This window comes from Domibacillus robiginosus, assembly GCF_000966195.1.
Taxonomy (GTDB): Bacteria; Bacillota; Bacilli; order Bacillales; family Domibacillaceae; genus Domibacillus; species Domibacillus robiginosus.
In genome coordinates this window covers 21884-38882 of record NZ_LAHL01000003.1, presented here as the reverse complement: position 1 = coordinate 38882, position 16999 = coordinate 21884, and the positions used below count along the sequence as shown (strand labels likewise).

The 16999-nt window shown below is 46.9% G+C and carries 17 protein-coding genes and 2 riboswitches; of the genes, 5 read left to right on the top strand and 12 right to left on the bottom strand.

The window, feature by feature from the left end; all coding sequences use genetic code 11:
* Positions 1 to 9: 9 nt before the first annotated feature.
* Together VP97_RS01020 and VP97_RS24160 are read right to left on the bottom strand one after the other, a co-directional pair.
* Positions 10 to 861, bottom strand: coding sequence for a prohibitin family protein (locus VP97_RS01020; RefSeq protein ID WP_050179755.1), 852 nt, complete (start codon positions 859 to 861; stop codon positions 10 to 12).
* A complete protein-coding gene (locus VP97_RS24160) occupies positions 830 to 994 on the bottom strand; it encodes a hypothetical protein (protein WP_172656722.1) in 165 nt (54 codons plus the stop codon). Before VP97_RS24160 ends, VP97_RS01020 begins: the two co-directional genes overlap by 32 nt.
* 172 nt (positions 995 to 1166) lie before the next feature.
* Between VP97_RS24160 and VP97_RS01015 the strand changes: the two genes are divergently transcribed.
* The 4 genes from VP97_RS01015 to VP97_RS01000 all read left to right on the top strand — a co-directional run bounded on the left by VP97_RS01015 (position 1167) and on the right by VP97_RS01000 (position 4273).
* Positions 1167 to 2810 carry a PhoX family protein gene (locus VP97_RS01015; protein ID WP_050179754.1) on the top strand — a complete coding sequence of 548 codons (1644 nt, stop codon included), beginning with the start codon at positions 1167 to 1169 and terminating at the stop codon, positions 2808 to 2810.
* A 12-nt stretch (positions 2811 to 2822) separates the two neighbouring features.
* On the top strand, positions 2823 to 3017 hold the full coding sequence (locus tag VP97_RS01010) for a twin-arginine translocase TatA/TatE family subunit (RefSeq protein ID WP_050179753.1): 195 nt from the start codon (positions 2823 to 2825) through the stop codon (positions 3015 to 3017).
* Between the two features lie 53 nt (positions 3018 to 3070).
* Positions 3071 to 3790, top strand: a complete 720-nt coding sequence (gene tatC / locus VP97_RS01005) for a twin-arginine translocase subunit TatC (RefSeq protein ID WP_050179752.1) — start codon at positions 3071 to 3073, stop codon at positions 3788 to 3790.
* 153 nt (positions 3791 to 3943) lie between these two features.
* Positions 3944 to 4273: a helix-turn-helix domain-containing protein gene (locus tag VP97_RS01000; RefSeq protein ID WP_050179751.1), complete on the top strand. Its 330-nt coding sequence runs from the start codon at positions 3944 to 3946 to the stop codon at positions 4271 to 4273.
* A 33-nt stretch (positions 4274 to 4306) separates the two neighbouring features.
* On the opposite strand, the gene VP97_RS00995 is transcribed toward VP97_RS01000, so the two are convergent.
* Both VP97_RS00995 and VP97_RS00990 read right to left on the bottom strand, forming a co-directional pair.
* Positions 4307 to 4753: a YaiI/YqxD family protein gene (locus VP97_RS00995; protein ID WP_050179750.1), complete on the bottom strand. Its 447-nt coding sequence runs from the start codon at positions 4751 to 4753 to the stop codon at positions 4307 to 4309.
* Positions 4734 to 6059: a M48 family metallopeptidase gene (locus VP97_RS00990; protein ID WP_082220173.1), complete on the bottom strand. Its 1326-nt coding sequence runs from the start codon at positions 6057 to 6059 to the stop codon at positions 4734 to 4736. Before VP97_RS00990 ends, VP97_RS00995 begins: the two co-directional genes overlap by 20 nt.
* 142 nt (positions 6060 to 6201) lie before the next feature.
* Between VP97_RS00990 and VP97_RS00985 the strand changes: the two genes are divergently transcribed.
* Positions 6202 to 6834 (top strand): DUF975 family protein, encoded by a 633-nt coding sequence (locus tag VP97_RS00985; RefSeq protein WP_050179749.1) that lies wholly within the window; start codon positions 6202 to 6204, stop codon positions 6832 to 6834.
* A 58-nt stretch (positions 6835 to 6892) separates the two neighbouring features.
* Here VP97_RS00985 and VP97_RS00980 read toward each other — a convergent pair whose 3' ends face one another.
* From VP97_RS00980 to VP97_RS00935, 8 genes are all read right to left on the bottom strand, one after another.
* Positions 6893 to 7135, bottom strand: coding sequence for a hypothetical protein (locus tag VP97_RS00980; RefSeq protein ID WP_050179748.1), 243 nt, complete (start codon positions 7133 to 7135; stop codon positions 6893 to 6895).
* A gap of 179 nt (positions 7136 to 7314) precedes the next feature.
* Positions 7315 to 7818 (bottom strand): VanZ family protein, encoded by a 504-nt coding sequence (locus VP97_RS00975; RefSeq protein ID WP_245629803.1) that lies wholly within the window; start codon positions 7816 to 7818, stop codon positions 7315 to 7317.
* A 1022-nt stretch (positions 7819 to 8840) separates the two neighbouring features.
* Positions 8841 to 10061, bottom strand: coding sequence for an ATP-grasp domain-containing protein (locus VP97_RS00965; protein WP_050179746.1), 1221 nt, complete (start codon positions 10059 to 10061; stop codon positions 8841 to 8843).
* 179 nt (positions 10062 to 10240) lie between these two features.
* Positions 10241 to 10537, bottom strand: coding sequence for an iron-sulfur cluster assembly accessory protein (locus VP97_RS00960; RefSeq protein ID WP_050179745.1), 297 nt, complete (start codon positions 10535 to 10537; stop codon positions 10241 to 10243).
* Positions 10534 to 12000 carry an aminomethyl-transferring glycine dehydrogenase subunit GcvPB gene (gene gcvPB, locus VP97_RS00955; RefSeq protein WP_050179744.1) on the bottom strand — a complete coding sequence of 489 codons (1467 nt, stop codon included), beginning with the start codon at positions 11998 to 12000 and terminating at the stop codon, positions 10534 to 10536. The genes VP97_RS00960 and gcvPB overlap by 4 nt, the downstream gene beginning before the upstream one ends.
* A complete protein-coding gene (gcvPA, locus tag VP97_RS00950) occupies positions 11997 to 13337 on the bottom strand; it encodes an aminomethyl-transferring glycine dehydrogenase subunit GcvPA (protein WP_050179743.1) in 1341 nt (446 codons plus the stop codon). The genes gcvPB and gcvPA overlap by 4 nt, the downstream gene beginning before the upstream one ends.
* Positions 13334 to 14431 carry a glycine cleavage system aminomethyltransferase GcvT gene (gene gcvT, locus VP97_RS00945; protein ID WP_050179742.1) on the bottom strand — a complete coding sequence of 366 codons (1098 nt, stop codon included), beginning with the start codon at positions 14429 to 14431 and terminating at the stop codon, positions 13334 to 13336. Before gcvT ends, gcvPA begins: the two co-directional genes overlap by 4 nt.
* A gap of 65 nt (positions 14432 to 14496) precedes the next feature.
* Positions 14497 to 14578: riboswitch (glycine riboswitch) on the bottom strand.
* Between the two features lie 3 nt (positions 14579 to 14581).
* Positions 14582 to 14676: riboswitch (glycine riboswitch) on the bottom strand.
* Between the two features lie 434 nt (positions 14677 to 15110).
* A complete protein-coding gene (locus tag VP97_RS00935) occupies positions 15111 to 16991 on the bottom strand; it encodes a S8 family peptidase (protein WP_050179740.1) in 1881 nt (626 codons plus the stop codon).
* Positions 16992 to 16999: the final 8 nt, after the last annotated feature.

Sequence of the window (16999 nt, the reverse complement as noted above, 5' to 3'; positions counted from 1 at the left end):
CCTTTTTACTTATGGCTGGCTCGGTGCCGTTTCATCCATCGGAATCGAAATCAGCTGATCTGACCCGGTTGCTTTCGGCATCACGCCATCCCATTTTTCAATCCATTTGTTTTGAATGACTTCTGGTGAAATAGACGCTTTGATAATTTCGTTATACTCGGCAACTCCCTGCGCCTCAATTTTCTTTTTCTGCGCTTCTGCCTCGGCTATTTTCAACTCAATTTGTTTTCTTTCAAGCTCCTGGGCAGCCTCTACACGCTTGTTGATGGCTGCCTGGGTGGATTCATCCGGCTTCGGCACGCCAAGTGTCATATTATCAACGACAAACCCCAGACCTTTAATATCCTCTGCGAAAAGTGTTTGAACATCTACGGCTGCTTCCGATGACTTTTCTCCATAAGTATCAATAACGGAATATTTCGCAATTCCTTTTCGCCCGGCATCCCAAAGGCGTGTGCGTAAATAAGAGTCTTCAATCTGTTCTACTTCAATCGGGCCAAACTGATTAAATACATCAACTACTTTGTCCGGCTGAATACTATAGTTATAGGCAAAATCAACTGTCACGCTTTTCCCGTCAGATGTTGCCACTTGAATATCTTTATAATTGACTGTCTGCATGCGTACCGGATAAATGGTTACTTTATCAAATAAGCCAACAAGGTGCCATCCCTGTCCCAATGTGTCTTCTTGAACGCCTCCGTTCGGACTGTACACGACTCCTACATAACCGTTTGGAATTTTTTCAATAAACATAGATAAAAGTGCTAAACCAATAATAAGTGCTAAAGCAACCAGTGAACCGCCCAGTACCTTCTTGTTTCCACTTTTACTTTTCTTTTTCGGGGTTACTTTCTCCATTTTTTTCCTCCTTTAAATTTTCTTTTACCTTGCTTGCTGTTTCCCCGACCTTTTTGAATGAAGGCGACAACAGCAGCCAGATACCTGCTCCAATAAGAAGAAGCACAATTACAGAGCCAATAAATACTTTCATTTATCGATCACCTCTTTGCTTCTTTCTACGAAGAGTATGTCACAAAGGTTTCAATTATTTTTACAAACTTAATAATGTTTTACATAATTAACACAAATTTTCTATACGTACTTTACACTTCTTTTCTACTATAGCTCTGGGAGATAAAAATACATAAAAGGTGGGTCCAGTAATGTCACAAGATTTAAACAGACGAAAGTTTTTAACTTATGTTGGTACAGGGGTAACCGCTTTAACGGTTGCTTCAGCCGGATTAGGTGCATTCGCACCTAAAACACAGGCAGAAGGCACAAAAGCCGCTTCTCATTTGTTCGGCCGAAAGAAAAAAGTGTCCGGCTTGAACTTTAAACCAATTCAGCCATCGGGTAAGGACGAGCTTGTTCTGCCGCGCGGATTTAAATATGACGTAGTCGCAGCCTATGGCGACATCATCAACAAATCCGGTGATACTTTTGGCTACAACAACGATTTCACCATGTTTTTCCCGATAAATGGCTCGAACCAGCGCGGTCTTCTCTGGGTCAACCATGAATATACAAGCGATCTTTGGGTAACAGGCTCGCCTGTTAACGGAAAATATTCCGCTTCCCAAATTCAAAAGCTTCTTTATAATCAAGGCGGTTCGATCATCGAGATTTACCAGGATGAAGAAGGTATCTGGAAAATGGATACATCGTCCAAATATGCACGCCGCATCTCTGGATTAACTCCGTTCCGTTTAACAGGTCCGGCACGCGGGTCAAAAACAGTTGGCGGCGTGGATATTGTACAGGGTACATTTGCAAACTGCTCTGGCGGAAAAACGCTCTGGAACACGGTTTTGTCTGCGGAAGAAAACTATGAATCAACATCAGAAGCAGCTTCTTTAAACGAAACTCATTACGGCTGGATCGTTGAAGTAGATCCGTTTGATACCAATTTTGCACCACGCAAGCACACAGCTCTTGGGCGTTTTCATCATGAAAACTCCGCAATGGGCTTAACAAATGACGGGCGAATTGCAGTTTACATGGGTGACGACAAGCAGGATGCGTGCGTGTATAAATTTATCAGTAAAAATAAATATGTAAAATCACGCAAGCAGTCAAACTCCGATTTGCTCGAAGAAGGTACATTGTATGCAGCAAACATGGCGAAAGGAACATGGGTGGCACTCACGATTGAAGCAGTGCGTGCAGCAGCGAAAGACAAAGCAGACCTTTTAGCCAAGTTCCAGACACAGGCAGATGTCCTTGTGCATGCAGCTGAGGCAGCCCTTTTACTTGGCGCCACACCAACGGACCGTCCGGAAGATGTGGAAATCAGCCCATTTGATAAGTCTGTTTTTATTGCTCACACAAATAACGCCAAGCATGGAAATATGCACGGCCACATTACACGCTTCCTTGAAAGCAATGATGACCTTGGCTCCCTGACGTTTGACTTTGAGATTTTCGCCTGCGGCGGGCGTCAAAGCGGCTTTAGTGCGCCGGACAATTTAACATTCGACAGCGATGGCAACCTGTGGACCGTAACAGATATTTCTTCAAGCTCAGTTGGAAAAGGCATTTATGAAACATTCCAAAACAACGGCGTGTTCGTGATTCCAACAAGCGGGGACGCGATGGGTGAAGCCTACCAGTTTGCTTCTGCACCGGTTGAAGCAGAATTAACGGGGCCTTGCTTTACAGATGACGAGACTACCCTGTTCCTGGCTGTTCAGCATCCAGGTGAAGAAACAGAAGACATCAATAATCCAACAAGCATGTGGCCGCACCGTAAAGGCGATAACCAGCCGCGTCCATCCGTTGTAGCCATTACTGGATTTAAATATTAAGGAGGCTCTTTTATGCTGCAAAACATCGGGGTACCGGGATTAATTTTAATTCTGGTGATCGCACTTATTATCTTCGGACCGTCTAAGCTTCCGGAAATTGGCCGTGCATTCGGTTCAACACTGAAAGAATTTAAAAAATCTACCCGTGAACTTGTCTCAGATGACGAGGAAAAAACGGAAAAGAAAAAAGAAAAAACATTGGTTTAATCATTTCGGCTGTCCCCGCCTGCTGCGGGGCGGCTTTTTTTGGAGGTCCTATTATGGAAGATCAAAATATGAAAGCACTCGAGCATTTTGAAGAATTGCGTAAACGGCTTATTATTACCGTTGCCGCGTTTTTCGTTTTTTTCATCGTATCCTTTACATTCGTTCAAGACATTTACGAATACATTGTACGGGACCTGCCGTTTAAGCTGGCGCTGCTTGGCCCGAGCGATATCATTATGGTATATGTGATGATCGCGGCTGTTGTGGCCGGTGCAGCAACCATACCCGTTGCTGCTCATCAAACATGGCTGTTTGTCCGGCCTGCCCTGTCACCGGTCGAAAGAAAAGTAACAGCTACATATGTTCCAGCGCTGTTTTTTTTGTTTATCGCCGGCCTTTCCTTCGGATATTTCGTTTTGTTTCCCATTGTTCTATCGTTTTTAATGTCACTCTCCGGGGATTTGTTTGCTACTTTTTTTACAACAGAAAAATATTTTAAATTTCTGCTTCATATGACACTTCCGTTCGGTGTGTTATTTGAAATGCCTGTTGTGATGATGTTTTTAACAAGCCTTGGTATTTTAAATCCCTATAACCTTCAAAAAATGCGCAAATTCGCGTATTTTGCTCTGATTGTTGTTTCTATTTTAATTACGCCGCCTGACTTTTTATCAGACGTCCTTGTGATCATTCCGCTGATTTTGCTATATGAAGTAAGCGTCTCACTTTCCAAAATGGTCTACAAACGAAAATTAGCCGCAGCCGCGAACTAAACCGGTGCGGCTGTTTTTCATGACTGTTCTCCTCCTTTCGGAACGAGGATTGCTCCTCTTTACTACATTTTATGCTTTTTTTTGTTCCTCTGTATAATTGAAGCACATTCTTTGATACTATTTAAAAAGGAAAACATAAGTAAGGGTGATAGGATGTCGATTGGAGAACGTATACGGAAGTTGCGTATGGAAAAAAAGCTTTCCCTAACAGAACTGGCACTGCGGGCAGCCGTAGCAAAGTCGTACCTTTCTTCTGTAGAGCGGGGCTTGCAAATGAATCCTTCAATTCAATTTTTATCAAAAATTGCGGCGGTTCTCGATGTATCAGTAGAATCTCTTATTACAGAGTCTCAGTCATCTTCCGTTTCCTTTGACGAGGAGTGGGTTCATCTGGTCAAGGAAGCGATAGAATTAGGCATCAGCAAAGAACAATTTCGTGAATTTTTAAATTTCCAAAAGTGGAAAAAACAATCTGATAAATAAAAAAGCAGCGGTTCGGATGCCCGCTGCTTTTTCTCATTGATTGATCACACGCTGGAAAAGGGTGTGTAAGCCCATTGAGAAACGCTCATTATCCTTTTCCTGCCGCTTTGATGGTCCTTTTAAGCGTCCGCCTGCCTGGCGGATTTTTTTGGCTGTATGTCGGCTGAGTAAAAGCTGGTCAATATTGTCCGGTGTGTATTCACGGCCGTTCTGGTCTATCGCATACCCTTGACGGGCCAGCACCATCGCTGCCAGGCCGTAATCCTGCGTAATGACAATATCGCCTTTTTTCACCCGGTTTACCAGCACAAAATCAACAGCGTCCGCTCCTTTTGATACGATGATTGTTTCCGCCCCTGGCCGGGTCATTTCATGGGAAGTGTCACAAATCAGTACAACGGGCAGACTGTGTTCCTTCGCTGCCTGGCAGGCCAGGTCTACAACCGGGCAGCCGTCTGCATCAATTAACAGAGCTGGCATCCGGCTTCTCCTCATCAAAAATAGTCAAGAATGTATCGTCTCCTTCACTTTCCGCTACTTCACGTACGGTTTCTCCATACATATCTTCCTGGTTCGGGTCTGCTCCATACCGGATAAGCAGGCGGGCCATTTGTTCATCTCCTATACTATAAGCATTCCAGAGCGGTGTATACGCTCCTTCATCTTCTATGTTCGGATCCGCCCCTGCTTTTAAAAGAAGCTCTGCCGCTTCAAGCTCTCCGTAAGTAGAAGCGTAATGAAGAGCCGTTTCTCCATTGCTGTTCAGGGCATGAATATCCGCTCCTTCTTCGATCAACCGCTGCAGAGAAGATATATCTCCAGACGACGCAGCCAGCATGGCATCTGTTTCTCCTGTTACTTCTTCGTCCGGCATCAGTTCCTCGTCCGCCCATGTTTCTTCGGCCAGATCCGCAAACCAGCTTGAAGTACTGAGTTTCTCAACCGCATAAGCACTGCCTGCACTCAACGCAATAAATGCTGCCGCCATAACAGCAATGCCGGCAGCAGTTTTCCCTTTTGGCATATGGTAATCTGTAGCGCCAGGCAAGCGCATAAACTGCCCCACATGCTGAATCCGCTTTGGCAGCGCGGGGTGAGTAGAAAGCTTTTCAGCCAGCCATACAAACGGATTGCTTTCCTGCTTGATTTGTCTTACATACGCTTCTTCGTTTACTTCGCTGTACAATACCTTCCCGACACCTAAAATCGTTAATGCCCGCTTGGCCGCTTCACCGTCTCCAGTAAAGTGAGCGGCATGACGGTCACACGTATATTCCGCTGCCCGCGAGTATGCGTTGCTTAAAAAAGGAACCCATGCGGCCGGCAGCGTCAGCCAGCTTTTCCACAAGTGGCGCCGTTTAATATGTGCCAGCTCATGCGCTATGATAAAATCCAGCTCTTTTTCTCCCTGCTGACGGGCTAATTCAAATACCTCTGAATAAAGAACAACTACATCCCGTCCAAAAAAACGTGTGGCAAAAGCATTGAGCGCTCCTTCGGATTGAATAATAAATACATCCGGCGTTTTAGACAGCCGCATGTCCAGCGACAATGTTTCGATCCGCTCATACACATCCGGAAATTGTTCCCGGCTTACTTTAACACCGTTCCCGCGAATTGATCCGACCATCAAAGCATGAAAAAAGAAAGACAGTAAAATGAAAACAGCCGCAATCGGAATTAACACGATGGAAAAAAATAAAGCCAGATAACATCCTATACTGAATAAACAGCATATAATAAAGTAAAGAGTTTCTTTCGGATAAACTACATTTCGATTTTCCACTCCACACTCTCCTTTTCTTTTTATTTCATGCTTTTCAACATACGACAGAATCTGACAGGGGTCAAGATGAAAAAATGGCTTATTTTACAAACAAACTGAAACTTTTTTGCCATCTTGCACGTATAGAAAGGAGAAAGGTGGAATGGATATGTACTATAGCAAATTGCGGGCAAACGCACGTGAATCTCTTCGTGGAAACTGGTTGATGGCCATCGGTCTGTTTGTTGTAGCTTCCATTTTGTTCGGTGCACCAGATTTTATTTTAAATCCCGACCAATATGAATTTACATGGAAAGATCCGGTCATTCTTGTTCTCTCTATTCTATTGCTTCCTCTGGCCATTGGCATGGTCTGGGCATGGGTAGACCTGTCGCGCGGCGGAAAAATCAGCTTCGCGCATTTGATTGAGCCGTATAAAACCATGTTTGGCAAAAGCATTCTTGTTTCCGTTCTTCAAGGCCTGTTTTTATTTTTCTGGACACTTCTTTTTATTGTTCCCGGCATTATTAAATCTTTCTCTTATATGCTGACGTATCACATTTTGCGCGATGAACCGGAATTATCTCCGCTTCAGGCCATTACAAAATCACGCCGCATGATGAATGGCCATAAAGCGGAAGCGCTGGTGCTTGGTCTTTCCTTTATTGGCTGGATGCTGCTTGGAGTCGTCACATTGTTTATCGGCTTTTTGTGGATTGCTCCTTATATGAGCGTCACCTATGCACATTTTTACAATACGCTTCGTGCAGAGTATGCAGAAAAAAGCGCATTTTAAAAACCCGGCTCTCCTAGGAGAGCCGGGTTTTAGACTGTAGACAAATGATTGATAACCGTCACATGAATGGGAGAGATCGGCGGCGTCCGGGCAGCTCCGCTTTCCATGGGGCAGGCGCAGAGCCCGAATCCGCCTGGCGGCTCCCCCGGTCTCTGCTGCCCGCTCGTCCCATAGGAGTCTGCGCTGCCCTCCTGCCGCCAAAGTGGCTTGCGACAAGATTGTATAGAGCGAGTAAGGTTGTATTTTTCTGTTCAAAAAAGGGAATGTCTATTCTGTCCTTGCTTATGATCTTCAACACCACTTAGTGAAGCCTGCCAGACGAAGACTCCTGTGGGAAGTAAAGTGAGTCGGGAGACCCCGCAGGCGCAGCCGAGGAGGCTCCCGCACTGCCTAAGGTGCGCGAAGTCCGGCAGGCTTCACTTATCGGTTCTTTTTTTGAAAGAGACTGACTTTGTCTACACACTGAAAAACCCGGCTCCACTAGGAGAGCCGGGTTTTTTCTTTTCGTTTACGGATTTTATAAAGTAATACGGATATAACAAGGGCAAAGGATGCACCAATCATATCGAGGCCCACATCTTTTAACATAGGTGTGCGTCCGCCTGTCAGCAGCTGATGATACTCATCAAGCAGTGCGTACAAAGCCGTTCCGGCAAAAGATAAACAGACGACCGGCCATATGCGTCTGGGCCGGGCGAGCACAAGCACATGAAACAAGGCTGCTGCTAAACAGCCGAATAAAAAGAGATGAGCAAACTTCCGAATAAAAAATTCAAGAAAATAATAGTATCCTTTTGTCTCAATCGAAATAGGCGTTCCCCAATACGAGACTTCTATGGGAGCAAGCAGCCCGGCCAGCGGCTCTCCCGGAAGCAGACGCTCAAGCAGCGGTACAAGCGACTGCTGTTCGTACGTTTGCGAGGAAAAGTTAAAAATAACCGCACCGATGATCACTAAAACTGCCAGGCGTATTAGTTTCTTCACAAAAACCACCTCATTGTGGACGTCCCAGGCTATTGAAACGCCTGATAAGTGAATAGGATACTAGAACAAAAAACAAATGTCTAATCATACCCTTTTATCATTGTACAATTTTATCCATTTATCGCAAAAGAATTTTGACAACTGATCAGGTCTTCATTCCCCGTGATACACAAGGCATTCAAAATAAGAAAACGGACGGGAGATCCATCTGTGGACTGGCGAAAATATCTTTTCGTCTTTTAAAAATGGCCTTTAATCGAATGGACCGACCGCTGCAGTATGACAACGTCTTGCCTTTCTTCTGTGAATGAGGGTTTCAACCCAATCTCTTTGTTGAGATTTTAAAGAAAATAACCGGGGGACCTGACATTCTGGCCAACCAGCTGATATCTACCCGCTGCCTGCCGTCCCATAGAGGACCTTGTCCAGAAATGAACGAGCGCCTGTTTCTTGTCTCATAAAAAAAGCAGCCGATTCCTAATGAATCAGCTGCTTTTATCATATGTGTGGACCTGCGTTTGTATGTGTCGGCTTTCTCTTGTTTCTTCTTGCTGTACGGGCGAATTTCCTGAAAAGTAGCCGTCAGCTCGCAGCCCATTACGCCGCTTTTTAAAAAAGCATTTTTCCGTCCTACTAAACGGTGAAGGAAAAAAGCTTCATTCAATGTATATAGAAGTTTATTTTTCGTATCTATTCTTGTTTCTTCTCTTTTGCCATACTGCAAATACTTTATAAAATTTTTACATGCAGAGAGATAGATGCCGGAATAGGCAAATGCCCTTTTTGCCCTTTCTCCTATTCTTTGGCCGGAACATTCACATCAATCAATCCTCTTTTTCTTTGTATTCTTTCATTCCGCTAAAATAGTAGATGAGCCTGGTTCTTTTTTCTTACAGTTATTTGACTAATTACTAGATTCCCTGCCATATTCGCAAACAATACATTCTTTTTGTTTAAGTAGATACTACCTCATTTAATAATCAGTAAATAAAAAAGCTGCCCCCTCTAGGACAGCTTTGCCTTTATTCTCTTCTTGTTAACCGATCGTTTTCCATCCGCATTAAAATAGACTCTACTTCTCTTTCATCGCTGCCCATTACAAGGCCAATGATTTTAGAAGGACCCGATGCTCCTTCTACATAAGCGGCGTCGAGCAGGCTGAGCGGCACAAATTGTTCAAGGTCCATGTATTTTTCTACAACAGCCAGCCCTTCCGTAAACGGCCCGTCCCATTCAAGGCAGGACAAGCGGATTGTCGATTTCCCGTATGCATTCGTGACTTCTTCATGCAGCATAAGGGCACAAGTAGACGCATTGAAGCGCACATTTAAATCAATAAAATAAAAATCGTCACCACGCATCAGCACATCAAAGCCGGCAACCCCGACGTAGCCTGTTGCAGCGATATTTTCCATCACTCGAAGCCCTGCTTCCACTACCCGCTCAAATGGTTCAGCGTTTGTGCTAACCCAGCTGCCGCGGAAGCAGTTATCATCATTGACTACCTGCTCGGACTTGCCTAAAAACCGCACCTGGCCGTCTTGATCCGCGACATAATGAAAGCCGAAATTGCGGTCATAATCAATGAATTCCTCCCAAATAATCGTAGATAAATCGCCGAAATCATCCTTTATCTCATAAAGCTGCTGCTTTTCTTCAATCAAAAGTACGCCGCAGCCGCCGGAAGTGGGGCGTCCATCGCCTGTTTTTAAAATAAATGGCATAGGCGGTGTGTCTTCAAGCAGCTCCTCCAGGCTGACCATCCGTCTTGGCGGAACATGCTCGGGTGGTACGAGAGCCGGAATGCTGCGCTTATCGCTTAAATATGCAATAACAGTCGGGTCTACCCAGTACAGAGAATCCGGTGCATCCTCAGACGGATGCGGATATTGGAAAATAACTTTTTTTCCTTGCAAAGATAATTTATTTAAAATAGATACATATTCTTGATCATTACGATACGTATAACGGACGGATGGCAGCCTCAGTCCCGCTTTTTCAAGCAGACGGACGGCTCCAGGGGTTACGGCACCTTCATGGCAGATCACCGGCATTTCTCCGGCCACACTTAGTTCACGCCCAGTTAATGCTTCTAAACTAAGCAAATCACCGCCAAAGTGCTCATAGTCATGCGAAAACAGCTTTGGTGAATACACATATCCTTTTCCGTAAATATCCTCTGAATTTTTCTTCGGTTGAATCGCACCTGTGAATGAATGAAACGGCCAAGCTCTTTCCCCCATTAAAGCCACCTTCTTTCATAAGGATGTTAACTACATATATATATCCAATGGAAAGCGCTTTCAAACTCAAAAAATTAAAAACAGGAATATAGACCCAGACATCACGCGAACGGATTACAAGTCTGCTAATCTCCCAGTTTGCTTATTAATTGAAAAAAGAGACAGCTGGATGCTGTCTCTTACGTTGTACAGCTCGAATCGAACGCTTCTCCCAAAACAAATCCGTCTGTTTCATTGTAATCCACTAAAAGGTGTTCTCCCGCATATCTTTTTGTGAACCGATCCAGATGAAGAGACACATGATCACCAACCGGTATCGTGATATCCATCCGCCGTGGTTCATCCCAGACGAGAGACAGACGGACGGATACACCGCAGCCGCCTGTCATCTCCGCATCAATTCTTGGTACACGGCCATCATCCGGCGAGGAGACGAGCAGCTGTCGCCGGGCGGCATCCGTCAGCACAATGTTCACAGCCGGACCGTTTCCCGCTCCCAGCGGACGACCGGCTTCCGGGCTGCTTTTACTTCATCGAGCCGGCCAATGACCGTCGTATGCGGCGCATTCAGTACCGTTTCTGGATCTTCTTCTACTTCACGGGCAATGCGAATCATCACGTCCGCAAAGGCATCCAGCGTTTCTTTTGATTCCGTTTCGGTCGGTTCAATCATTAAGCATTCCTCTACGTTCAGCGGAAAATAAATGGTCGGCGGATGATAGCCGAAATCAAGCAGCCGTTTCGCCATATCAAGTGTCCGCACACCGAGCTTTTTCTGCCTGGAGCCCGACAGAACAAATTCGTGCTTGCTTACCTGCTCGTATGGCGACACAAAGTATGGCTCCAGCTTTTTGCGTAAATAGTTTGCGTGCAATACAGCACTCTCTGACACCTGACGCAGCCCGTCTGGCCCCATCGTGCGAATATATGTGTACGCGCGTACAAGGATGCCAAAGTTTCCGTAGTAGCCTTTCACCCGCCCAATGGATAACGGCTCCTCTCTATTTAGGACAAAGCGGCCGTTTCTTTTTTCTATACGTGGTACCGGCAGGAAAGGAATCAGCTTTTCCTTTACACCGACCGGACCTGCACCCGGACCTCCTCCTCCGTGCGGTGTCGTAAAGGTTTTATGAAGATTTAAGTGAACAATATCAAACCCCATTTTCCCTGGTGTTGTCTTGCCTAGAATGGCATTTGCATTGGCACCGTCATAATAAAGCAGCCCGCCCGCTTCGTGAATGACGCTGGCAATTTCCAGAATGTCTTTTTCAAATAAACCGAGTGTATTTGGGTTTGTCAGCATCAGAGCTGCTGTGTCGTCATCCACATGCTTTTTCAGCTCTTCCACATCGACCAGGCCGTTTTTGGTAGAAGGAATGGTGACAGTGCGGAAGCCGGCGACCGTCGCACTTGCCGGGTTGGTCCCGTGGGCAGAGTCTGGCACCAGCACCTTCGTCCGCTTTTCACCTCTTTGCTGGTGATACGCCTTCACCATCATCAGTCCAGTCCATTCTCCCTGCGCGCCAGCAGACGGCTGGAGTGTCACCGCATCCATTCCGGTAATGACGGCAAGATCCTCCTGCAGCTCATGCAAAAGCGCAAGCGCCCCCTGCACGGTTGCTTCCGGCTGGTACGGGTGGATGCGGCTGAAGCCGTCAAGCTTTGCGACATCTTCATTGATTTTCGGATTGTACTTCATCGTACACGAGCCGAGCGGGTAAAAGCCATTGTCCACACCATGGTTTTTATTCGACAGGGCAGTGTAGTGGCGGACCAGCTGAAGCTCTGATACTTCGGGCAGATCGGGCGCTTCCTCGCGAATAAGGTGTGCGGGCAGCTTCTTAGACAGGTTTACCGCATCCACATCGCGTTCTGGCAGGCTGCAGCCAGTACGGCCCGGGCGGCTGATTTCAAAAATAAGATCTGTGTAGGCGTTCATCGCACAATCCCCTCCAGTGTCTGAATAAAAGCATCAATTTCTTCCTTTGTCCGCTGCTCGGTAACGGCAATCAGCATCCTATTCGGTTCTCCGTAATCCGGCCCTAAATCAAAGCCGCCAATAAATCCTGCATCAATCAGTGCGTTTTGAACGTCCGTAACAGGCTTTGGCAGCTGAACGACAAATTCATTGAAAAAAGGTGACTCGTTAAGTATGGGAAAGCTCTTTTGCTGAAGCAGCCTGCACGCATAATCGGCTTTTTCCAGATTCAAGACGGCCATTTCCCGCAGGCCCGTTTTGCCAAGAGCCGACATACACACAGCAGAGGCCAGCGCGTTCAATGCCTGATTTGAGCAAATGTTAGACATCGCCTTGTCACGGCGGATATGCTGCTCACGTGCTTGAAGCGTCAGGACAAAGCCCCGGTTTCCATCAGCATCGGTTGTCTGGCCAACAATCCGGCCCGGCACCTTGCGCATCAATGACTTTGTAACCGCAAAGTAGCCGCAGTGCGGACCGCCAAATGCCATTGGAATACCGAGCGGCTGCATATCACCGACCACAATATCCGCTCCAAGCTTACCGGGCGCCTGAAGCAAACCGAGCGCCAGCGGATTGGCGCTTACAATCAAAAGCGCACCTTGTGCTGCAGCGATTTTTTTTATTTCCTGCAAATCCTCAATGGAGCCGAAAAAATTCGGATATTGCACAATGACCGCTGCCGTCTGGCTGTCTACTTGTTTTGTTAACGCCTCAAGATCTGTTATATCTGTAGACAACGCCGCTTCCTCCACCGCGTAATCCGGTCCGGCTGCGACCGTTTGCAGGATCGCACGTGACTCCGGATGAACCGCGCGGGACACAACAACTTTCGTACGTTTTGTATGCGCGATGGCAAGCGAAGCGGCTTCTGCAAGAGCCGTAAAGCCGTCGTACATCGATGAATTAGCCACATCCATTCCCGTCAGCTCACATACCATCGTTTGAAATTCAAAAATCGCCTGCAGCTCCCCCTGAGAAATTTCCGGCTGATACGGGGTATACGCTGTGTAAAATTCCGAGCGGGAAATCATGTGGCCGACCACACTTGGAATGAAATGATCGTACGTACCCGCTCCAAGAAACAGAGGCAGTTCCGCATTGCGGCGGGCCATTCCTTTCATTTTCTTCCATAGTACGGGCTCCGGCATCGCTTTTGGAATCGCAAGCTCTCCTTGGAGGCGAATGGACTCTGGCATATCAGAAAACAAATCCTCTATAGATGAAAGATTTAAAAACGACAGCATCTCTTTTTGATCTTGGTCTGTATCAGGCAAATATTGGAATGTGGACGTCATACATTTCGCTCCCTTTTATAAAATGGCGTACGGACAACGACAGCCTCTGCCCTTTTCCCGCGTATCTCAACGAAAAATTTGGTGCCGACACCTGAAAAATGGGCGTCAACGAGCGCAAGGCCGATTGGCTTTTTTAACGTCGGTGAATGTGTGCCGGATGTAACAAATCCAATTGGTTCACCGAGTTCCGATAGGATTCGGTAGCCCGTTCTCGGAATACCCCGGTCCAGCATTTCGATGCCGACGGTTTTCCGTGCCAGGCCTGTTTCTTTTTGCTTTTTCAGTGCACGCTGACCAATGAATTCCGGGTTCTTCGCTGTTTTCACCGCAAAGCCAATGCCGGCTTCGAGCGGGCTGATCGTTTGTGTCAGCTCCTGGCCGTACAGCGGAAGTCTCGCTTCTAAACGAAGCGTATCGCGTGCACCGAGACCGCACAGAGGGATTCCTTCTTCGGCCAGCCGCTGCCAGAGAGAAACAGCGCTCCCCGCTGGCACGTATAACTCAAAGCCATCTTCTCCTGTATAGCCGGTTCGGGAAAGCATTACATCGTCTACACCTGCGATAGAAGCAGACTCCACAAAACAAAACGGCCGAATGGCAGAAAGATCTGTGTTCGTAAGCGGCTGAAGCAGCTGTTCCGCCTCGGGTCCCTGCAGGGCTAAAAGCGCTGTTTTATCGGATACATTTGTAATCTTTACGTCTCCTGCGGTATGCTGCTGCATCCAATCCACGTCTTTGTCGATGTTGGCTGCATTAATGACCAGCAAAAAAGAGCCATCTGCCCTTTTATAAACAAGCAAATCGTCGACCGTTCCCCCTCCTTCATAGCACATGGTTGTATACTGCGCGCTTCCTGCTCCAAGCAGTGCCACATCATTTGTGAGCAGACGGTTCAAATAGGGCTCGGCTCCGCTGCCTTCCACGAGCACCTCCCCCATATGCGACACGTCGAACAGCCCGGCATGCGTCCGGACCGCATGATGCTCGGCTAAAATGCCGGTAAACTGCACCGGCAGCGCCCAGCCGCCGAAATCAATTACCCTGGCTCCATGCTTGGCGTATTCATCAAAAAGCGGTGTTTTCTTCAGCTCCATCCTTCACGCACCCCCATTTGTCGTTTTGCTTCAAAAAAAAGACAGGGAAAAGGTGTGATCCTTTTCCCTGTCCGTTTACCTGAGAGCTTAATCCAAGCTGGATTTTCCCCTTTGGTGGCATGACTATATCTCATGCTCTCTCCAGAGCTGCGTCCGATTGAGGTCCTTGTACCTGAGAGATTCGTTTCAAGGCTTTTGAAACTTGCTCCGTCGGCGGCATATATGCACTCTCCCTCAGCCGTCATTCGCCTATATTCATTTGACACTCCCATCTTAATCAATCGCAACTGCTTTTACAAGTATTTTCAGAAAAATTAGTATTGTTCGATTTTATGACAAGCTGCTTGACAGTTATACCTGATAAAGGATTTTATCTGTTTTTTTCACATTCTTCTAGAAATCTTATATGTAGTCTGGATGTTCATGTATGCCCTGTTGGAAGGTCATCTTGATAAAAAAGTATAACTGCCTTTTATCTATGTAGGTTGAATGAAGCTTTTTACATTCGTCGTTTATTTATTATGGAAGAATTCTTTAAAAAAGAAGCGATCATGAAGGAATGGACACGAACTCTCGATTTCTTTTGATAAGCGAAGGTAACGTTTAACAGCGCCTAAATAAAAAACCCGGCACTTTTCGGCCGGGCTTCCACTTCTTTTATCATCATAACCAGTATTCTTTATTTTTTGCTTTCAATTAAAATATTCACCGACTTGCCCATAAAAGAAGGAGCAATGTACGTTTTGCCATAGCTAGAGATCGACACGACGCCGTTGGATACTTTGGCCACCTGCTGATTCAGCACCTTCCAGGTAACAAGAGGCGTTACGTCAACACGCTGTCCGCTTGAAAGCAGAGCGGTCACCGACACCTTTTCTACAGTTCCCGGCTTGCCGGCCACTCGTTTTGTGCTGACACTCAAACTGCGTACATTCGCATCGACAGTGATCGTCGCTGCTTTACCGCCGTATGCGCCAGAAACAGACGTTTTGCCATAGTTTTGAATGGTTACTGTTCCGCGGTCGACTGTTGCCACTTTATTGCTGGCTGTTTTCCACTGTGCAGCTTCCGTCACATCCACTTTACTTCCATTTGACCGCATGGCTGTCAGGCGGACCGCTTTCGTGTCTTTTGGCTTGCCGGCCACATACGTTGTGCTGGCGGTAAGAGAACGAACCGTTGCATCAACCGGAATGTTTACGGTTTTTCCGCCATCTGCTGCACTGATCGTTGCTTTGCCGAACTGATGAATGTGAATCGCGCCTTCTTCCACTGTCGCAACAGCCGGATTGCTCGATGTCCAGGCCGCTTTCTTTGTACGATCTGCTTTTGTGCCATCCCTATAAAAAGCTGTCAGCGCAATGGTGCTTGTTTCGCCTGGCAGCGCAGAAACGGAAGCGGCGCTGGATGTCAGCTTCGTCACTGCCGGTGCAGCCTGAACTGTCGGCAGGACGGCACCAGCAGGAACCTGCATAAAGCCATAGCCAAACCAGGGATCTTTTCCTGCTGTACCCAGATCCCTGCTTGTTTCCTGAAGGGCGTTCCGGAGACGTATATGATCCGCTGTTGGATTGGCCTGCTTTAAAAGAGCCAGCTCGCCGGATACATATGGCGTGGCCATTGAAGTTCCGCTCATACGCGCATACCCGTTGTTTAAATAGGTCGATAGAATGCTTTGTCCCGGCGCGGCAATATCCACTGCCTGGCCGGTAGAAGAAAACGATGCCCGCTTCAAGGACGAGTCCACGGCGCCAACGGCAATCGTTGAATCGTACCGCGCCGGATAATCAACGGTATCATCCGTTCCGGAAGCCGATCCGTCGTTTCCGGCTGCGGCTACGACGAGAATGCCTTTTGCATAGGCTTTGTCGACCATCGATTGAAAAGCAGCTGAATTCACTTGTGTACCGAGACTTAAATTAATAATGTCCATTTTATTGGTAATCGCCCAGTCAACGCCGGCTAAAATGCTCGACAAACTGCCTGAACCGCTTCGTTCTAGCGATTTAACTGCATATACCTCCGCATCCGGCGCGACTCCCTTTGTGCCAAAACCATTATGTTTTGCCCCGATGATGCCGGCTACATGTGTGCCATGGCCATTATCATCCTCATAAGACGTTGTATAAGAAACAAAAGACGCGCCGCCGGCAACCGCTAAATCCGAATGTGCAGCTACCCCTGTATCAACGACCGCAATCTTCACACCCTTGCCGGTAAAGCCGGCGTTCCAGGAAGCCGGCACATTTGTGGCGCCAATTCCCCAATCAAGTGTATCAGCCGATGCGTGAATGGTAATGTCCTTTTCAACCCGGATCACATCCTCATCCTGCTTCAGCTCTTTCACTTCGTCTGCCGGCAATGTCACAGAAGCGATCGGCAGCTGCTTAAACGTATGATCAATTTCGCCATCCGCTTCGGCAATCGCCTGTTTATCTACTTTCTCTTCAAAAATCACAATGACATTTTGTTCCTCTTCCTGCGCTGCAAACGCCTGATTCGGACCAAAAGAAGCAACAAGCAACCCGGTGGCTAACAAATTAGCTGCCGCCCTCTTCATGATGAATT